The organism is Dyella sp. AD56, from assembly GCF_002878475.1.
In the GTDB taxonomy this organism is placed as follows: Bacteria; Pseudomonadota; Gammaproteobacteria; order Xanthomonadales; family Rhodanobacteraceae; genus Dyella.
The window spans coordinates 105,718-122,101 of the sequence record NZ_NRDP01000001.1; the positions used below are offsets into that span (position 1 = coordinate 105,718).

Annotated in this window: 9 protein-coding genes; 3 read left to right on the forward strand and 6 right to left on the reverse strand. The window is 64.6% G+C overall.

Translation table 11 applies throughout. The annotated features are described in order from the left end of the window. The 5 genes from DyAD56_RS00525 to DyAD56_RS00545 form a co-directional block, all read right to left on the reverse strand. Nucleotides 1-537 (reverse strand): tetratricopeptide repeat protein, encoded by a 537-nt coding sequence (locus DyAD56_RS00525; RefSeq protein WP_102300790.1) that lies wholly within the window; start codon nucleotides 535-537, stop codon nucleotides 1-3. After that, a complete protein-coding gene (mrcB, locus tag DyAD56_RS00530) occupies nucleotides 534-2,852 on the reverse strand; it encodes a penicillin-binding protein 1B (RefSeq protein WP_102300791.1) in 2,319 nt (772 codons plus the stop codon). Before mrcB ends, DyAD56_RS00525 begins: the two co-directional genes overlap by 4 nt. Nucleotides 2,853-2,987: 135 nt before the next feature. Further along, entirely contained in the window at nucleotides 2,988-3,833 is an 846-nt protein-coding gene (locus DyAD56_RS00535; RefSeq protein WP_102300792.1) for an NAD-dependent epimerase/dehydratase family protein, read from the reverse strand. Nucleotides 3,834-3,843: 10 nt separating this feature from the next. After that, nucleotides 3,844-5,568: a hypothetical protein gene (locus DyAD56_RS00540; protein WP_102300793.1), complete on the reverse strand. Its 1,725-nt coding sequence runs from the start codon at nucleotides 5,566-5,568 to the stop codon at nucleotides 3,844-3,846. A 77-nt stretch (nucleotides 5,569-5,645) separates the two neighbouring features. Continuing rightward, nucleotides 5,646-7,784, reverse strand: coding sequence for a bifunctional (p)ppGpp synthetase/guanosine-3',5'-bis(diphosphate) 3'-pyrophosphohydrolase (locus DyAD56_RS00545; protein ID WP_102300794.1), 2,139 nt, complete (start codon nucleotides 7,782-7,784; stop codon nucleotides 5,646-5,648). Between the two features lie 117 nt (nucleotides 7,785-7,901). Here DyAD56_RS00545 and DyAD56_RS00550 point away from each other — a divergent pair, with 117 nt between their 5' ends. Further along, nucleotides 7,902-8,378, forward strand: a complete 477-nt coding sequence (locus DyAD56_RS00550; protein ID WP_102300795.1) for a hypothetical protein — start codon at nucleotides 7,902-7,904, stop codon at nucleotides 8,376-8,378. A 59-nt stretch (nucleotides 8,379-8,437) separates the two neighbouring features. Here the strand turns inward: DyAD56_RS00550 and hrpA are convergent, their stop codons facing one another. Further along, on the reverse strand, nucleotides 8,438-12,529 hold the full coding sequence (gene hrpA, locus DyAD56_RS00555; protein WP_102301077.1) for an ATP-dependent RNA helicase HrpA: 4,092 nt from the start codon (nucleotides 12,527-12,529) through the stop codon (nucleotides 8,438-8,440). Between the two features lie 251 nt (nucleotides 12,530-12,780). On the opposite strand from hrpA, the gene DyAD56_RS00560 reads away from it, so the two are divergent. Together DyAD56_RS00560 and DyAD56_RS00565 are read left to right on the forward strand one after the other, a co-directional pair. Beyond that, the gene (locus DyAD56_RS00560) at nucleotides 12,781-13,248 is read left to right on the forward strand and encodes a Dps family protein (protein WP_102300796.1); all 468 of its coding nucleotides are present in this window, start codon (nucleotides 12,781-12,783) and stop codon (nucleotides 13,246-13,248) included. Between the two features lie 504 nt (nucleotides 13,249-13,752). Next, nucleotides 13,753-16,374: a glycosyltransferase family 2 protein gene (locus DyAD56_RS00565; protein WP_102300797.1), complete on the forward strand. Its 2,622-nt coding sequence runs from the start codon at nucleotides 13,753-13,755 to the stop codon at nucleotides 16,372-16,374. Nucleotides 16,375-16,384 lie beyond the last annotated feature (10 nt).

Below are 16,384 nucleotides of genomic sequence, written 5' to 3' on the forward strand. Positions count from 1 at the left end.
TCAGTAGCGCTGCATGCCTTCCTTATGGCACTCCGCCACGCCCTTGGTCGCGGTCGCCGCAGCGGCATCATCACCGGCGCGCTGGCGCAACTCGGCGATGGTCTGCCAATTACGAGCGCACAACGGCCCAAGCTTAGGCCCCAGCTCCCACGAGCGGTGCGCGAACTTCTCAGCGCCCGCGTAATCCTTCAGGCGGATCGCGAGCTCAGCGCGATCCTGCAGCAGGTCCGGCGAATCGGGGCTGATCTTCAACGCCTGATCTAGCTTGGCGGCTGCGTCGTTGTATTTGCCCACGCGCAGGTCGCCTTCGGCGGCATCCTGCAAAGCCGCCACGCCCGGATCGCGCAACGGGTTCACGTCGATCACCGACTTCTCTTTGTCACCGGCCGCATGAATCGCCGCCAGCATCTGCTCGTCGGACACGGTGGGGCGCGTGGCCTGCGACGGTGCGGCGGGCTGGGTGCACGCCGCCAGCAACAGCACGGCGAACGACACAGGAACGGCGGAAAGGCGAAGGCTACGACGAAGCATGATCAATCCCGGATGGGGGCGGAAGAAGCCGGCGCGGGAGACGCGTCACCGCCACTGAAGAAATTGCCGACGTGCTGCCAGAAGCAGCCTTCGGCATCCTGAGACAGTGTACCGGCCACGACCGGCACCTGACGCGCTCCCTCGCAGCCCACTTCCGAGCGCTTGCCGTCAGACGTATTGATCCAGGCCATTTCCAGGCCCTCGCCCGGAGCCGCCGAGAGCGGACGTGTCGGCAGCTTCTTGAACAACTCCTGCCATGCGCGAAGGCTGCCCGTCGCACCGTACAGACCACTCGGCTTGTTGTCGTCGCGGCCCATCCAGAACACCGCAAGGTGATCGCCGGTGAAGCCCGCGAACCAGCTGTCACGCATGTCGTTGCTGGTGCCGGTCTTGCCTGCCGCGTTGAGGTAGGACAGCCCGGAACTGCCGATCGACGCCGCCGTACCCGAGCGCGCCACCTGCTGCATAGCCCACGTCACCAGACGCACTGCCGGCTGGTACTCGCCCGCACCCGTCTTTACTTCGTAGCGCTTGACGGTCTGCCCGTTCGCATCCACCACGCCGCGCACCGCCAGCAGCGGCAAGGCATGGCCATCGGCGGCGATGTACTGGTAGAGCTGCGTCGCCTGCAGCGGCGACATATCCACCGCGCCGATCAATAGCGAAGGACTCGGATTCACGTCGGTCAGGCCGAACGATTCGAGGAACGCCTTGATGCGCGACACGCCCACGCTCATGCCGAGATTGATCGTCGCGAGGTTCCACGAATGCACCAGCGCATCGACCATCGGCACCGCGCCGTGTACATCGCCCTCGTCGTTCTTGGGCGTCCAGTAGCTGCCATCGGGCTGGCGCATGCTGATCGGCGAATCCTCTACCGGACTGCCAAGGTTCCAACGCTCGGGGTTGGTCAACGCAACGAGGTACACCAGCGGCTTTACCAGCGAGCCGATCTGGCGCCGCGCATCCAGCGCACGGTTGAAGCCCTGGTCACCAGGAATCTTGCTGCCGACGATGGCGAGCACGGCGCCAGTCTGTGCTTCGGTCACCACCGCCGCGGCTTGTGCCGCTTCGCCGCGCTTGCCTAGGCCGCCGGTGGTCGTCGTGATGGCCTGCTCGGCATACAACTGCGCCGCCGGGTCGAGTGTGGTGAAGATGCTCAGATTGCCCTTGGACAGGGTTTCGTCGTCGAAATCGCCAGTGATCTGCGCACGCACCAGTTCCATGAAGGCCGGGAAGCGGTTGTGCGGCAGCTGGCCGTTGGTGACGATGCCCAGCGGCGTCGCCTTGAGGGCCGTGGCCTGTTCCGGCGTGATCAGGCCGGTATCCACAAACTGATCGAGCACCAGGTTGCGTCGCGACAACGCGCGGTCCGGATAGCGGCGCGGGTCGTAGTAGCTCGGCCCCTTTACCAGGCCGATCAGTAAGGCCATTTCCTGCGGCTTGAGGTCTTCCATGCGGCGACCGAAGTAGAACTCCGAGGCCGCGGCAAAGCCGTGCACTGCCTGACTGCCCTGTTGGCCGAGGAATACTTCGTTGACGTAAGCCTCAAGGATGCGGCTCTTGTCGTAGTGCATCTCGATGAGGATCGACATCAGCGCTTCGTTGAACTTGCGCGAGTAATGCTGCTCGCGATCAAGGAACAAGTTGCGCACCAGCTGCTGGGTGAGCGTGGAGCCGCCCTGCACCGTATGGCCAGCGCGCAGGTTGGCGAACGTAGCGCGGATGATGGCCGAGATGTCGATGCCGAAGTGATGCTTGAAGTCGCGGTCTTCCACCGCCTGCAGACCCGACAGCAACAGCGGCGGCACGTCGGCCAGGCGCACGATGCGGCGTTCTTCCTGCTGCGAGCCGTACACCGTGGCGATGCGCGCGGGATCGATGTGAGCCAGCTCGATCGGCTTGCCGGTGACCGCGTCTTTCACGCTAGCCACCTGCCCCTTGCCCAGCGCAACACGAATCCGCTTGGGCAGTTCACCGCCGTCCGGTCCGGCGTAGCCACGCGAGGAGATGGTGTAGGTGCTGCCCTGCTTGGACCAAGTGCCGGCGACTTCGGCGCGGCCATCGTTGCCGTAGCCGGCAAAGGTCAGCTCCAGCTCCAGCGTGCCTGGCGTCATCGGCGTACCGGCCGCCAGCGGCAGCGGTCGCGCGTAGATGCGCGTAGGCACGGCAAACACCAGATCGTTGAAACGATCCTGCACACGCTTGTTGAGCACCAGCGAGTACGGCAGCACGAAGCCGAACAGCACTCCCATGCAGACCCAGAACGGAATGCGGATCCAGGGCCAGACGGCACTGAAGATCGAGCGAAGGCGGGTCATGAAGTCCAAGTAAGGAGAATCCTGAACGGGAAGACCCCGGGATCATAGGGCTTGCTTCCCGGCGGGCATCTGAACGCAGGCCGGGGTTTATGGCGCGGATCGGGCGCCGGGGAGGCGCCCGTCGGAATATCAGGCCTACAGTGGCGGCTGGGGCATCCAGCAGCTGGCGTCGGGCCTGAATGGACGCGGTGAGACGCCTAGCAACCGTTGCAGCTCGCTGTTATCGGCGATCAGGTCGGCTTCCAGGCGGGTCAGCGGCCCTCGCAGGCGTGGGACGACGCCCCGACCCAGTCGCAACAACGCAGCCGGAATCGGCACCGGCAGCGTCGGTGTGGACAAGCTGCGGCGCACGCGCGCAAACATCTCGCCTGCGGTGAGTCGCTCGCCACCGCCCAGCGGCAGGACGCGGCCTGCCGACTCGGGATGATCCAGCGCGGCCACCACGGCAGCGGCAATATCGTCCGCGTGCACCGGCTGGCGCATGCCGCGCCCCGCTGGCAGCGGGAACACGTGCAAGCGGCTGGCGCGATGCGCGATAGGCGTCAGGCTTTTATCGATGCCGGCGCCATAAATGATGGTGGGCCGAAAGATGGTCCACGGCATGCCCTGCCGATCACAGGCTGCGGCGATAGCGGCTTCGCCATCGCGCAATGTCTGCGATAGCACGCGCTCAGCCGGCACATCCGAGGCCTGCTTGGACTCAGCGCTCATCGAACTGGTGGCGATGACGCGCGTCGAAGCAGGCAACCCTGCCGACGCCAGCCATTCCGCGAAGGACTTGAGCGGGCCAAAACTGATCACTGCGGTGGGTTGCCCTACGGCAGGTACCTGCCCGGGAAGCTCCCCCTGCAACCAATGGATGCCGGCTTGACCCGGACGGGCCTTGCGACTGAGCGCCATCACCGATTCGCCGCGCGTACGCAGCCGCGGCAGCAGGAAATGGCCAATCTGGCTGCTGGCCCCAAAAACCAACACGGTCATGCTTGCACCCTTAACCGCCCGACTGCAGTCGCGCCATCAACGACGCGAGACGCGGATTGCCGGGCGCCAGCTTGCGTGCACTGTCCAGCGATTGCGTCGCGCTGGCGCGATCACCGTTCTGCAGTTGCTGCTCAGCCTGATCCATCCACGCACCCGCCAAGCGATCGCGCAGCACGCCCTGGTTCGTGTTACCCGGTGACAGATCCGCGAGGTCAGCGAGGCGATTGCCGGCCGCCGAGAGATTGCCGCTGGCGAGCGACTGGTTGAATTGGTTGATGGCCAGCCCGGGCAATGACTCCAACCCCTGGCGTGCCACTGGGTTGTTGCCGTCCATCGCCAGCGCCTGCCGGTACAGGTCGTAAGCGCTGTCGCCCGGCGGCAGCATCAGGTTGCCTTGGCGAGCGGCGGCATCCGCACGCTGGATGGTGCGTGCCAGTTCGGCGCTTTGTTGCGGCGTGAGCGGCGGATGCTGCAGGTCGTCGCCGTTGTCCCCCGCCGGAACATCACTGGCGATGTCGTTGGCCACCTGAGTGGCATTGGACTTACGGCCCTCGCCCAGTCGCGCACGCGCGGCAGCCAGATCCGCCGAGTGCGGTGCGATCGCAATCGCCTGATCGAGCAGTTCGTGGGCATGCGCGTTGTCGCCATGGTCCAGCGCCGCATTGGCCTGCACGATCAAGGCTTGCGCCACCTGTCCCATGCCGGCCTTCGCATCGGCATTGTCCGGATCAATCGCCAGTGCTGCCTTGAAACGCGCCTGTGCCGTGTCATCGCCCTGGCCGGTGACACGACCTTCGCGCAACGCATCCTGCCCCTGCTTGATCGCATCGGCGAGCGCACCGTTGTCCTGCTGGCTCACCTGCACCAGCGCTGCACGCAAGGCAGGGAGTTCCGCATAGTTCGGTAGCAGCACGGCCAGACGATCGACCAGCGACGAGGCCGTGGCACGGTCACCCGTGTCGAGTGCTTTGTGTACTTGTGCGGCAAGCGCATCGCCCACCTTGTCCAGGCCATGCTTGGCCACGGCGTTGTTGGGATCGGCCGCCAACACGCGACGATAAAGATCGCCGGCACCACCGTCGCCATCGAGCTTACCGGCATCGAAAGCCAGGTCAGCCTGTTCGATCAGGTGATCGGTCGGCACAGCACCATTGCGCGCCGCGGCGACCGCCTGGGTCAGGCGATCCACATCACTACCGCCACCCAGCAGTTCGCGTGCGGCAGTGAGCGCTTGGTCAGCCTCGTCGAGCTTGTGCGCCTGCAAAGCCGCGTCGGCGCGGGCAATCTCTGCCTGCCCCACGTTACGCAAACCGTCACGAGCGCGGTCGTTGTCCGGCTGCAGGGCGCGTGCAGCCTCGAACAGCTCGCGTGCGCTGCCACCGTCAGTGCCGTCAAGGTGCCCTTGCTGCAAGGCGGTTTCGGCGCGACCCAGAATGCCGTCCAGTTCGGTGTTGGGCACCAGGCCGCGCAGCTTGTCCTGACCAACCCACAGCGACGTGCCTACGCCAATAACTACAAGCAATGCGACCGGCACCAGCCAGCCGCGACGCTTGGACCGGCGTTGCGACGGCGGCGGCGGAGCGGGCCGCACCATGTCCGGATCGAGCGAGAATTTGGGCAGACCCACGTCCTCCCTGGACTGGGGCTTCTCGCCATCCAGGTTATCGAGATTGCCAAGGGTGGGCTCGGTGCGTCCGGCCGACCCGCGGTCGTTGTGGTCTTTGCGTCCGTTCATGGGTTCACGAGAGTGAGATCTACCATCGGCAGCTTAACATCGCGCCGGCCCGCCACCCGGGCAATAACGCTCAACGTTCAGGCACCGCCGACGCGTCGCGCGTCGACCACGTTAGGTAGCGCCACCAGCCGGCTCAGCAAGCCCGAGAGTTGTTCGAAATCGCGCACACGCAGGCTAAAGCGCATTTCCACCTCGCCCGTCTGCGCGAATACCCGGCTGGACGAGGCAATGATGTGCGTGCCCATGTTGCTGATCAGGCTGGTCACGTCCTTCTGCAAGCCCTTGCGGTCGTAGCCACGCAGCTCGATGTCCACCTCGTAGGCCTGCGCAGCCGCCTTGCCCCACTCCACTTCGATCACGCGGTCCGGGTCGCGCCGGGCGAGACGCACCAGACTGGGGCAATCGGCGCGATGCACCGACACACCTCGACCGCGCGTGACGAAACCGCGCACGGGGTCACCCGGCAAGGGCTGGCAGCAACGCGCCAGCGTGGTGAGCAAGTTGCCAATGCCTTCGATGCTGAGCGCGCTTTGGTCGCGCACCGCCTGCCGCGCCTGCGCTGCGCTTGCGGGTAGTGAAGAGGGTAAGGGTGCCGGCGCTGTGGCTTCCTGCAGTGCTCGGGCGATCTGGCCCGGCGCGACTTCGCCGAGAGCCAACGCGACGAGCAACTCGTCGTGCGTCTTCAGGTGGAAATGCGCGGGTAGCTTGCCGATATCGGCCGCCGCCAGCGCCAGCCGTTTGATCTCTTTTTCGAAGATCGCGCGACCCGCGGCGACGTTGGCGTCGTGCGCGATGCGGCGGAACCACGTGCGTACTTTTTCCTTCGCACGCGAGGTATGCAGGTAGCCATGATGCGCGGACAGCCAGTCCCGGCTGGGTTCGGCCGCCTTCGCGGTAAGCACCTCTATGCGATCGCCGCTCGCCGGCTGGAAGGTCAACGGCACGATGCGCCCGTTGACCTTGGCGCCTCGGCAACGGTGACCCACTTCGGTGTGCACGTGGTAAGCGAAATCCAGCACGGTGGAGCCGCGCGGCAAATCCACCACCTCGCCTTTCGGGGTGAGTACGTAGACGCGATCTTCGAGCAGTTCGGTCTGCAGTTCGGCAGCGAGATCGCCCTCGCTGTCCGGACGCGGCTCCAACAAGCGGCGCATCCAGGCGATCTTCGCCTCGAACTCGCTGTCGCCCGCACCGCCTTCCTTGTAGCGCCAGTGAGCAGCCACGCCCAGTTCGTTGATGCGGTGCATCTCGTGCGTGCGAATCTGCACTTCCAGCGTCTTGCCGCGCGGACCGATTACCGCCGTGTGCAGCGAGCGATAGTCGTTACCCTTCGGCCGCGCGATGTAGTCATCGAACTCGCCCGGCAGATGCGGCCACAGCGTGTGCACCACGCCAAGTGCGCCATAACAGTCGCCGATGGAATCGACCAACACGCGCACGGCGCGGATGTCGTAGAGATCGGAGAACTCCAGCGCCTTGCGCTGCATCTTCTTCCAGATCGAATAGATGTGCTTCGGACGCCCGGCCAGATCCGCACGGATACCCGCCGCCTCCAGCGCGCTGTGCAAGGTGGACAGCGACTCGCGGATGAACTCTTCGCGATCCACGCGGCGCTCATCGAGCAGACGCGCGATGCGCTTGTAGGTTTCCGGCTGCAAGTAACGGAAGCCGAGGTCTTCCAGCTCCCATTTGAGTTGCCAGATGCCCAGGCGGTTGGCCAGCGGCGCGTGAATGTCCCGCGTAAGCCGCGCAAGCGCCTGTCGCTCGGCGTCCGGCAGGGTGCTGGCTGCACGCATGCGTGCCAACTGCCGGGCCAGCAGGATGAATACCACACGCAGGTCGCGGATGATCGCCAGCAACAGGCGGCGCAAACCCTCCGCACCGTGGTCGGCGCCATGCTGCGCATGCAACGCCCATACGCGCTCCGCCGCAACCTGGCCGCCGACGAGCCGCTGCAGTTCCGGTGGTAATTGCGGCTCACGCAGTGCCCAGAGCGCGGGATCGATACGCGACACCTCGAACCACAAGGCGGCCGTCTGGGTCTGGCTGTCGCAGCCAAGCATGGCCAGCAGTTCCAACACGTCGACGCACTCGGCCTGGCTCATCGGCAACAGCGCGCACGTATCCAGCGCCTCGCCCAACAAGGGCGGCACGCTGCCGGCGCGTTCGCGCCACTCGGCGAGACCCGAGCTTGCGTTGAGGGCGGCTTGAACCATAGGTCTATTCTAGGGCCTGCCCGCAGCCTTCGCCTGCCCCGCGTATGAACCCATGGTTCATGCCGTGTATGCTGCGCCCGCGATGTTCTATTCCCTAGGTACCGAGAGGATTACCCCATGCGTCTGGCCCGCCTGCTGCCGTTGCTGATGAGTGTCGCCCTAGCCGTTCCCGCGGTGTCCTTCGCCGCCGACCAATACGTGCCGCTGCAGCAGCGCATGACGCCGGATGAGTTCAAGGCAGCCGGCCTGGACAAGCTTTCGCCAGACGAGCTCAAGAACCTCGATGGCTGGCTTAGCGGCCACGGCAAGTCCGTCACCAAGATGGTCGACGAAAGCGGCAAGCCGGTGTTCTATCCCACCAGCGAAAAGGCCGGTCCGATCACCGCCCATGTGCAGGGTCATTTCATCGGCTTTAACGGCAATGGCCAGTACACCCTCGACAATGGCCAGGTGTGGCAACAGGCCGACGGCACCAAGATCGCCTGCTTGAGCGCCGATAACCCGAAGGTGACCATCCGTCGCTCACTGATGGGTAACTGGATGATGGCCGTGGACGGCTGCAACGACAACGCTACCGTTCGCCGCGTGAAGTAATTCGTAAGCCTCTTTCTGCAGGATCGCGACCGTGCGCTCCTGCAGAAAGCACGTGAGTGTCAGGCAAGGTTTTCCAGCGCGCGAGTCAGGCGCTTGGCCGACACCGGCTCCGGCGTCTTCAGTTCCTGCGCGAACAACGACACGCGCCATTCCTCGATCAGCCAGCGCAATTCGTCCAGGTCGCCGGTTCCTGCCGCGCGATGCTTGAGGTAATCCCGCCAGAACGGCAGCACCTGCAACATGCGCTGCTGGTCTTTGGCAGGGTCCTGCTGCAAGCGTTCGGCGCGCAGACGCATGGCCTTCAGGTAGCGCGGATAGTGCGCGAGCCGCGACGTCGGCAGCTCACGAAGGAATCCTGACGTAAGCAGCGCATCCAGTTGTTCGCGCAGATCGTCGTAACTGGCGCGTGCAAACCCCATCAGCGGCGGCTGCAGCCACGGCTTGAGCTCGGCCTGAGCCTCGATGATGGGCTCGGCGAGTTTCAGCCGCTCTACCGCCGCACCGAACAGTTCGCGCGCGGCCTGCGTATGCAATGCCTCAAAGGCCCCTGCGGTACGCACGTCCAGCGCATGGCGCTCAAGCAGATCCTGGAAGCCGCCTTCCACGAGATCCTCGCGAAGACCATCCACGCCGCCCAGCGGGGCATATTTGAGCGCCAACGGATTGCCAACCGGCAAACGTCGACGCGCCTGCTTCATGTCGCTGGCGAGCGCGTTGCGCAACAAACGGACCACGCCAAGCACGTGCGCCTCGCGCGCCTCGTCGCTGCGCTCGAATACGCGCAGCGCCACCGCATCACCCAGATCGACCAGCGCAGGGAACGCCAGCAGGCCACCCGTGGAACGTACTTGTGCGGGAATCGCCTCGAAATCCCAGCTGGCGATGTCTTCGCGAGTCAGCTCGATGTCCGTCTTGCGCGAGAACGCTTCGCGCGCCTGTCCTTCCCACTGCGCGCGTATCGCGGCCAAGTCGCGGCCCGTGGCCAACGTCTTGCCGTTCTCGTCGTGCAGTCGATAGCGCATGCGGAAGTGCACGGGCAGCTCCACCGCGTCGAATTCGGCGGCAGCAATATCCACGCCCGTGGCTCGCTTGAGGAAAACGGCAAGCGCCCGGGTCAGCGACTCGTCCCGCGGCGTCTCGGCTTCCACGAAGGCACGCGCGAAATCCGGCGCGGGCACGAAGTTGCGTCGCAGCGCTTTGGGCAGACCACGGATCAGTTCGGTCACCTTTTCGGCCAGCAATCCCGGCACCAGCCATTCGCAGCGTGCCGCGGGCAACGCGTTCAACATGGCGAGCGGCAGATGCAGGGTGACGCCATCCGCATCGTCGCCAGGGACGAAGCGGTATTCGAGGCGGTACTTCTGTGGTGGAACCTCCAGCGACGCCGGAAAGGCTTTCGGGTCCAATCCCGCGCCGCCGCTCATGACGTCATCCAGCGACCAACGCAGCGCCGCTTGCTCGGCTGGACGCGCCTTGCGATACCACGCATCGAGCGCACGACTGTCGGCGATGTCCTGCGGTAGCTTGCCTTCGAAGAAACGGACCAGCTCGTCCTCGCTGCGCAGCAGACCTTCCCGGCGCTGCTTGGCTTCGATACCGCGTGCATCTTCCAGCACGCGCTGATTGGCGCGTATGAAGTCGGCGCGCGCATCGATGTCGCCGCGCGTGAGGGCTTCGCGCAGGAAGATGTCATGCGCGAGTACGGGATCCTGCTTCTGGAACGTCACCGGGCGACGCTCGACCAGAGTGAGGCCGAACAGGCTGACCTGTTCGTACGCAACGACGTGCCCACGCTTGCGCGACCAGTGCGGATCCCGACAAGAGGAACGCAGCAAGTGCGCGGCCTGCTGCTCGATCCACAGCGGCTCCATGCGAGCGCACATCATGCCCCACACACGGCCACCAATATCGAGAATCTGCGCGGCGAAGATCCAGTTGGGCGGCACTTTGGACAGCGCCGAACCGGGGAATACTTGGAAGCGGCGTTCGCGCGTACTGCGATAGACGCCCTTCTCGTCCTTGTGGCCGACCTGGGTAGGCAAGCCGGCGAGGAGGCTGCGGTGGATGGCTTCGAACTGGCGAGCGGCTTCGTCTTCACTCCCTTTCCCTTCTGAGGACAGGACCGGGGTGAGCTCCGAAGAGCGGGTAGAGGTTGGGTGCTCGCGCGAATCCTGCCTAGCCTGCTGCTTCTTGGCAGCAACAGCTTGGGCCTTTGAGGAGCCCCGCGAGGTTGGACCCTTGCCCCCTTTTTGGGACTCTCCCCTTCCCTCTCCCGCAAGGGGAGAAGGGGAAGTGCTTTCGAGCTTCCATCCCAGCTCCTGCACCACCAGCAACAACTGCCGATGCAGCTCGCGCCATTCACGCATACGCATGAAGCTGAGGAAGTGGCGCGAACACCAGTCGCGCAGTTTCGACTGGGTCAGATCCTCGTGCGCCTTGCCGTACTCGCGCCAGAGGTTGAGCACGCCGACAAAATCGGATTTCGGATCGGCAAACGCGGCATGCGCGGCGTCGGCTTGCTGGCGGGCGTCCGCCGGGCGCTCGCGCGGATCCTGGATGCTGAGGAACGACACGATGGCGAGCAGCTCGCGCAGGCTATGGCGCTCCTGTGCCTCCACCAACATGCGCGCGAGCTGCACGTCGATCGGCAATTTGGCGACGGTGCGGCCGATGGCAGTGAGCTTTCTCGCATCGTCGATGGCGGAGATTTCCGCCAGGCGCCGATAGCCGTCGGCGACCACGCGCGGATCGGGCGCATCGAGGAAGGGGAATTCGTCCACCTCGCCCAACTGCAACGACAGCATGCGCAGGATGACGTTGGCCAGCGACGAGCGCAGCAGTTCGGGATCGGTGTAAGCAGCGCGGCTTTCGTAATCCGCCTCATCGTACAGGCGATAACAGATACCTGGGCCAACGCGACCACAGCGCCCCTTGCGCTGGTCTGCCGCCGCTTTCGACACGGGCTCAATGTGCAGGCGTTCGAGCTGGCTGCGCTGGCTGTAGCGCTTAACACGAGCCTGTCCGGAATCGACGACGTAGCGGATGCGCGGCACCGTCAGCGAGGTTTCCGCCACATTGGTGGCAAGTACGATGCGCCGCTTGGGACCGGGCTTGAACACACGATCCTGGTCGCCCGCCGAAAGCCGCGCATACAGCGGCAGCACTTCGGTCTCGCGATACAGGCGTCGTGACAGCAGCAGATGCGCGTCGCGGATCTCACGCTCACCGGGCAAGAAGATCAACACGTCGCCGCGCGGATCGTCGTGGGTGATCTCGTCCAGCACCGCTGCCACGTGGTCAGCGCCGCCCTGCTGCAGATCGCCCGCCCTCTGTCCACGTCGCGCCGCGACGTCGTCGACAGAGCGCCAGCGCACTTCCACGGGATAGGTCCGCCCCTCCACCGAAACGATGGGGGCGCCACTGAAATGCTCAGCAAAGCGCGCGGTGTCGATGGTGGCGGACGTGACGATGATCTTGAGCGACGGACGCTTCGCTACCAACCGCTTCAGGTAGCCCAGCAGGAAGTCGATGTTGAGGCTGCGCTCATGCGCCTCGTCGATGATGATGGTGTCGTACGCGCTCAGCCATGGGTCGCCCTGGGTTTCGGCGAGCAGGATGCCGTCGGTCATGAACTTGACCAGGGTGCGATCGGACACCTGGTCGTTGAAGCGCACCTGGAAACCCACCTGTTCGCCCAACGGGGTCGCCAGCTCCTCGGCGACGCGGCGTGCCACGGAGCGGGCCGCGAGCCGGCGCGGTTGGGTACAGCCGATCATGCCCGCTTCGCCACGTCCGGCGGCCAGACATAGCTTGGGCAGCTGGGTGGTCTTGCCCGAGCCGGTCTCGCCGGCGATCACCACCACTTGGTGCTTGCGGATCAGCTCGACGATCTCGTCGGCGCGCGCGGTGATGGGCAACGACTCGTCGAGGCGGATCGCCGGCTTGGCGTCGGCGCGTGCCTTGCGCCTGGCCATGGAGGCCTCGATGTCCGTGGTCAGCGCGGTCAGCTTCTTCTCGTCGAAGCGGCGCGTGAGCTCACGCCACCGGCCGAGCAAACGGCCGTAGTCGCGGCTGGAAACGTCGTCGAGCGCCTGGCGCAGCGAACGCAGACGCGCGTCGGTGGAGGCGGCGTGGGATGCAGTCGGGGTCATCGGACCGCACATGATAACCGGTGAAGGCTTCGCAAGCGCTGTTTCCTCATTTCCGACCTGGCACGCGGGGCGGCAGGTAGACGCGCCAAGGTGGGTGCCGCGCCCCGACATCCCCAGTTCTTGAGTAGCCCGACATGCCGGTGCCGATAGCCCTGAGCTATCGCCGACATCGGAAGGATTCATTTCACCGCATGGCGCCCGCTCACTAGTCTGGCTGCAAGTTCCATCCCCACCCTCTCAAGGAATACGTCATGAGCATTTCCATCGGCATCGCCAAAAAGGACCGGGAACAGATCGGCGAACACCTGTCCAAGCTGCTGGCGGATACCTATTCGCTTTACCTGAAGACCCACAGCTTCCACTGGAATATCACCGGGCCGCACTTCAACAGCCTGCATTCGATGTTCGAGACCCAGTACAACGAGTTGTGGCTGGCCGCCGACGAGGTAGCCGAGCGCATCCGCACATTGGACGTATTCGCCCCCGGCTCCTACAGCCAGTTCGGCAAGCTCACCTCGATCAAAGAAGAAGCCGGCGTTCCCGACTGGAAGGACATGGTCAGTCAGTTGGTCGAAGGCCATGAATTGGCTGCCCATACGGCCCGCCAGACCATCAAGGTAGCCGATGGCGTCGGCGACGAAGGCACCGCCGACATGGTGACCGGCCGCCTGAAGGAGCATGAGAAGACCGCCTGGATGCTGCGCTCGCTGCTCAAATAAGCATCAGCCTCGACCTGCAGAGCCGCGGGACCGGTGATTTGCCGGGCGAGATGTAGAGCAGTCGCTGCTCGACCGGCGTCATCACGACATTTGAACAACCCGCCTGTTTCCCCGTGCGAACCGCCTAGGGCCTGACCTCGGGCTGACCATGCGACACCGTCTTTATTGAGCGAAAAGCACTCCATGGTTAAGCTCAGCGGGCTTTTCGGCCTCGTGTGAGGCAGCCACGGGGATCGTTTTGAGCGCCACAAAGAGTCTGTTTTCATATTCCAAGTACCTCGCGTTGCGCTTGAGCGGTCGCCAGGGCGCAGTGCGTGGCGCTGCGCCTGCCTGGCTGGCAGGTCAAGCCGCGCGCGGCGCCCTGACGACCGCTCAAGCGCAACCCTTCGGGCCGGGTCTGTTTGCCCACAGGCCGGCGTCATCACTCGGTCGTGTACCGACGTACACTCCCTCGCTCTTCCTTGCCCTGCGCGCAAACAGCTCCCGGCGCGAGGCACTTGGAATATGAAGACAGACTCAAACCACGACAGCCGGCACCCGTTGCTCGCAGCTCTCTTGCTCGCCCTGATCGTGGCGGCCATGAACATCGGCCTCTGGTGGTGGAGCAATCTGCCCAACGGCCCGGAAGACTGGAAAGGCCCGATTGGCGGCTTCGCGCTGTCGGCATTCCAGCGCTACCAGAACCCGCTGAAGAACGATTTCCCCTCCGACGATGAAATCGACGGCGACCTGAAGCTGCTCAAGCGCTATACCTCGCGCATCCGCACCTACTCCACCCTGGAGAATCCTCAGGTCTATCGGCTGGCCGAGAAGGAAGGCTTGCAGGTGATGGCCGGTGCGTGGATCGACCGTCGCCTGGACAACAACGAGAAGGAAGTCGAGACGCTGATCGCCCAGGCGCGGCGTTACCCCAACTCGATCAACCGCGTGGTCGTGGGCAACGAGGTGTTGTACCGCAACGACGTCCCGCCCGAGCAGCTGATGGCCTACGCTGATCGTGTGCGCGCGGCCATCCATCAGCCCGTGACCATCGCCGAGCCGATCGGCACCTGGCAAAAATATCCCGAACTCGCCGAGCACGTGGACTTCATCACCGTGCATCTGTTCCCTTATTGGAACGGTATCCCGGTCACGGGCCAGGGCAAGGGCCTGGACGCCTTTCCGGCGGTGGCCGATGTGCTGGGTAGCTACGAAGCGCTCAAGCAGATGTATCCCGGCAAGCCCATCGTCATCGGCGAAGTCGGCTGGCCGTCCAACGGTGATCGCTTCAAGTACGCGGACCCGTCCGTCTCCAACGAAGCGATCTTCCTGCGCACGTGGTTCAACGTGGCCAAGCGCGAGAACATCGACTACTACGTGATGGAGGCGTTCGACCAGCCCTGGAAGGAAGCGTTGTCGGGTCGCACCGAAGCGTACTGGGGCATGTTCAACGCCGATCGCCAGCAGAAATTCCCGTTCACCGGCCCGGTGACCGAGGACGTCATGTGGCCGTGGAAGGCGCTGGCCGCGAGCCTGCTCGCGCTGCTGCCGATGATCTGGTTCGCCAGCCGCTATAGCCGCTTCAAGCTGATGGGCCGCCTCTTCTTCTGCGCGCTGATCCAGCTGGCTTGCGGCCTGATCGTGTGGTCGGCCACGTTGCCGTTCAATTTCTACCTAAGCTGGATCGACTGGACGATGCTGGTGCTGCTGTTCCCGGCCCAGATCGCCATTCTCGCCATCCTGCTGATCAACGGCTTCGAGTTCACCGAAGTGCTGTGGCGCCGCGGCTGGGTGCGGCATGCCGGCCTGCTGCCGCCTGATCCGGTGGAAAAGCAGCCGTTCGTGTCGATCCACCTGGCTTGCTACAACGAGCCGCCGGAAATGGTGTTCGTCACCCTCGACTCGCTGGCCGAGCTCAAGTACGAGAATTTCGAAGTCCTGGTGATCGACAACAACACCAAGGACCCGGCGATCTGGAAGCCGGTGCAGGAGTACTGCGAGAAGCTGGGCTCGAAGTTCCGCTTCTTCCACCTGGAACCGTGGCCGGGCTTCAAGGCCGGCGCACTCAACTTCGGCCTGAAGGAAACCGACCCGCGCGCCGACGTGGTTGCGGTGATCGACGCCGACTACGTAGTCCGCGAAGACTGGCTGGCCTCGCTGACCGGTTACTTCCACGACCCGAAGGTGGCCGTGGTGCAGTGCCCGCAGGCGCACCGCGACTTCGAGCACAACCGCTTCCGCCGCATGACCGCGTGGGAATACGACGGCTTCTTCCGCATCGGCATGCACCATCGCAACGAGCGCAACGCCATCATCCAGCACGGCACCATGACCATGGTGCGTCGCTCGGCGCTGGAAGGCACCGGCGGCTGGTCGGAATGGACCATCTGCGAAGACGCCGAGCTCGGCCTACGCCTGATGCACGCCGGCTACGAGCTTGTCTACGTCGACGAGCTGATGGGCAAGGGCCTCACCCCCGCGGACTTCAAGGCGTACAAGAGCCAGCGTTACCGCTGGGCCTTCGGCGCCATGCAGATCCTCAAGGGCCGTTGGGACTGGATGACCAAGAAGGGCCCGCTCTCCGGCGGCCAGCGCTTCCACTTCCTCACCGGCTGGTTCAGCTGGTTCGCGGATGCGCTGCACCTGATCTTCACCATGATGGCGATCTTCTGGACCGCCGGCATGGTGGCCTTCCCGACCGTGTTCGCCCTGCCGATGCAGTTGTTCCTGATCCCGGTGATCGGCTTCTTCTTCGCCAAGGCCATCTTCGGCATCGTGCTGTATCGCGCCCGCGTCCCATGCAGTTGGTACGACACGCTGATGGCATCGCTGGCGAGCATGAGCCTGTCGCACGCCATTGCACGCGGCATCTTGCATGGCCTGACACGCGAGAAGACCTCGTTCGTGGTCACGGCCAAGAGCCGGCGCCTCGGCGGCAGCAATTTTGCCGCGTTCGCGCCGGTGCGTGAGGAACTCCTCATGGCCATCGCGCTGGTCTGCTGCATCATCGGCATGGGCGAGCGCTTCGGCACGCACTACGTGGAAGGCACGCTGTGGATGTTCATCCTTGGCGCCCAGTCCATTCCGTACGTGTCCGCCGTCATCGGTGCATGGATCGCGCACAAGGCCGGCGATAAGGCCGGCTGATCTCGATTTA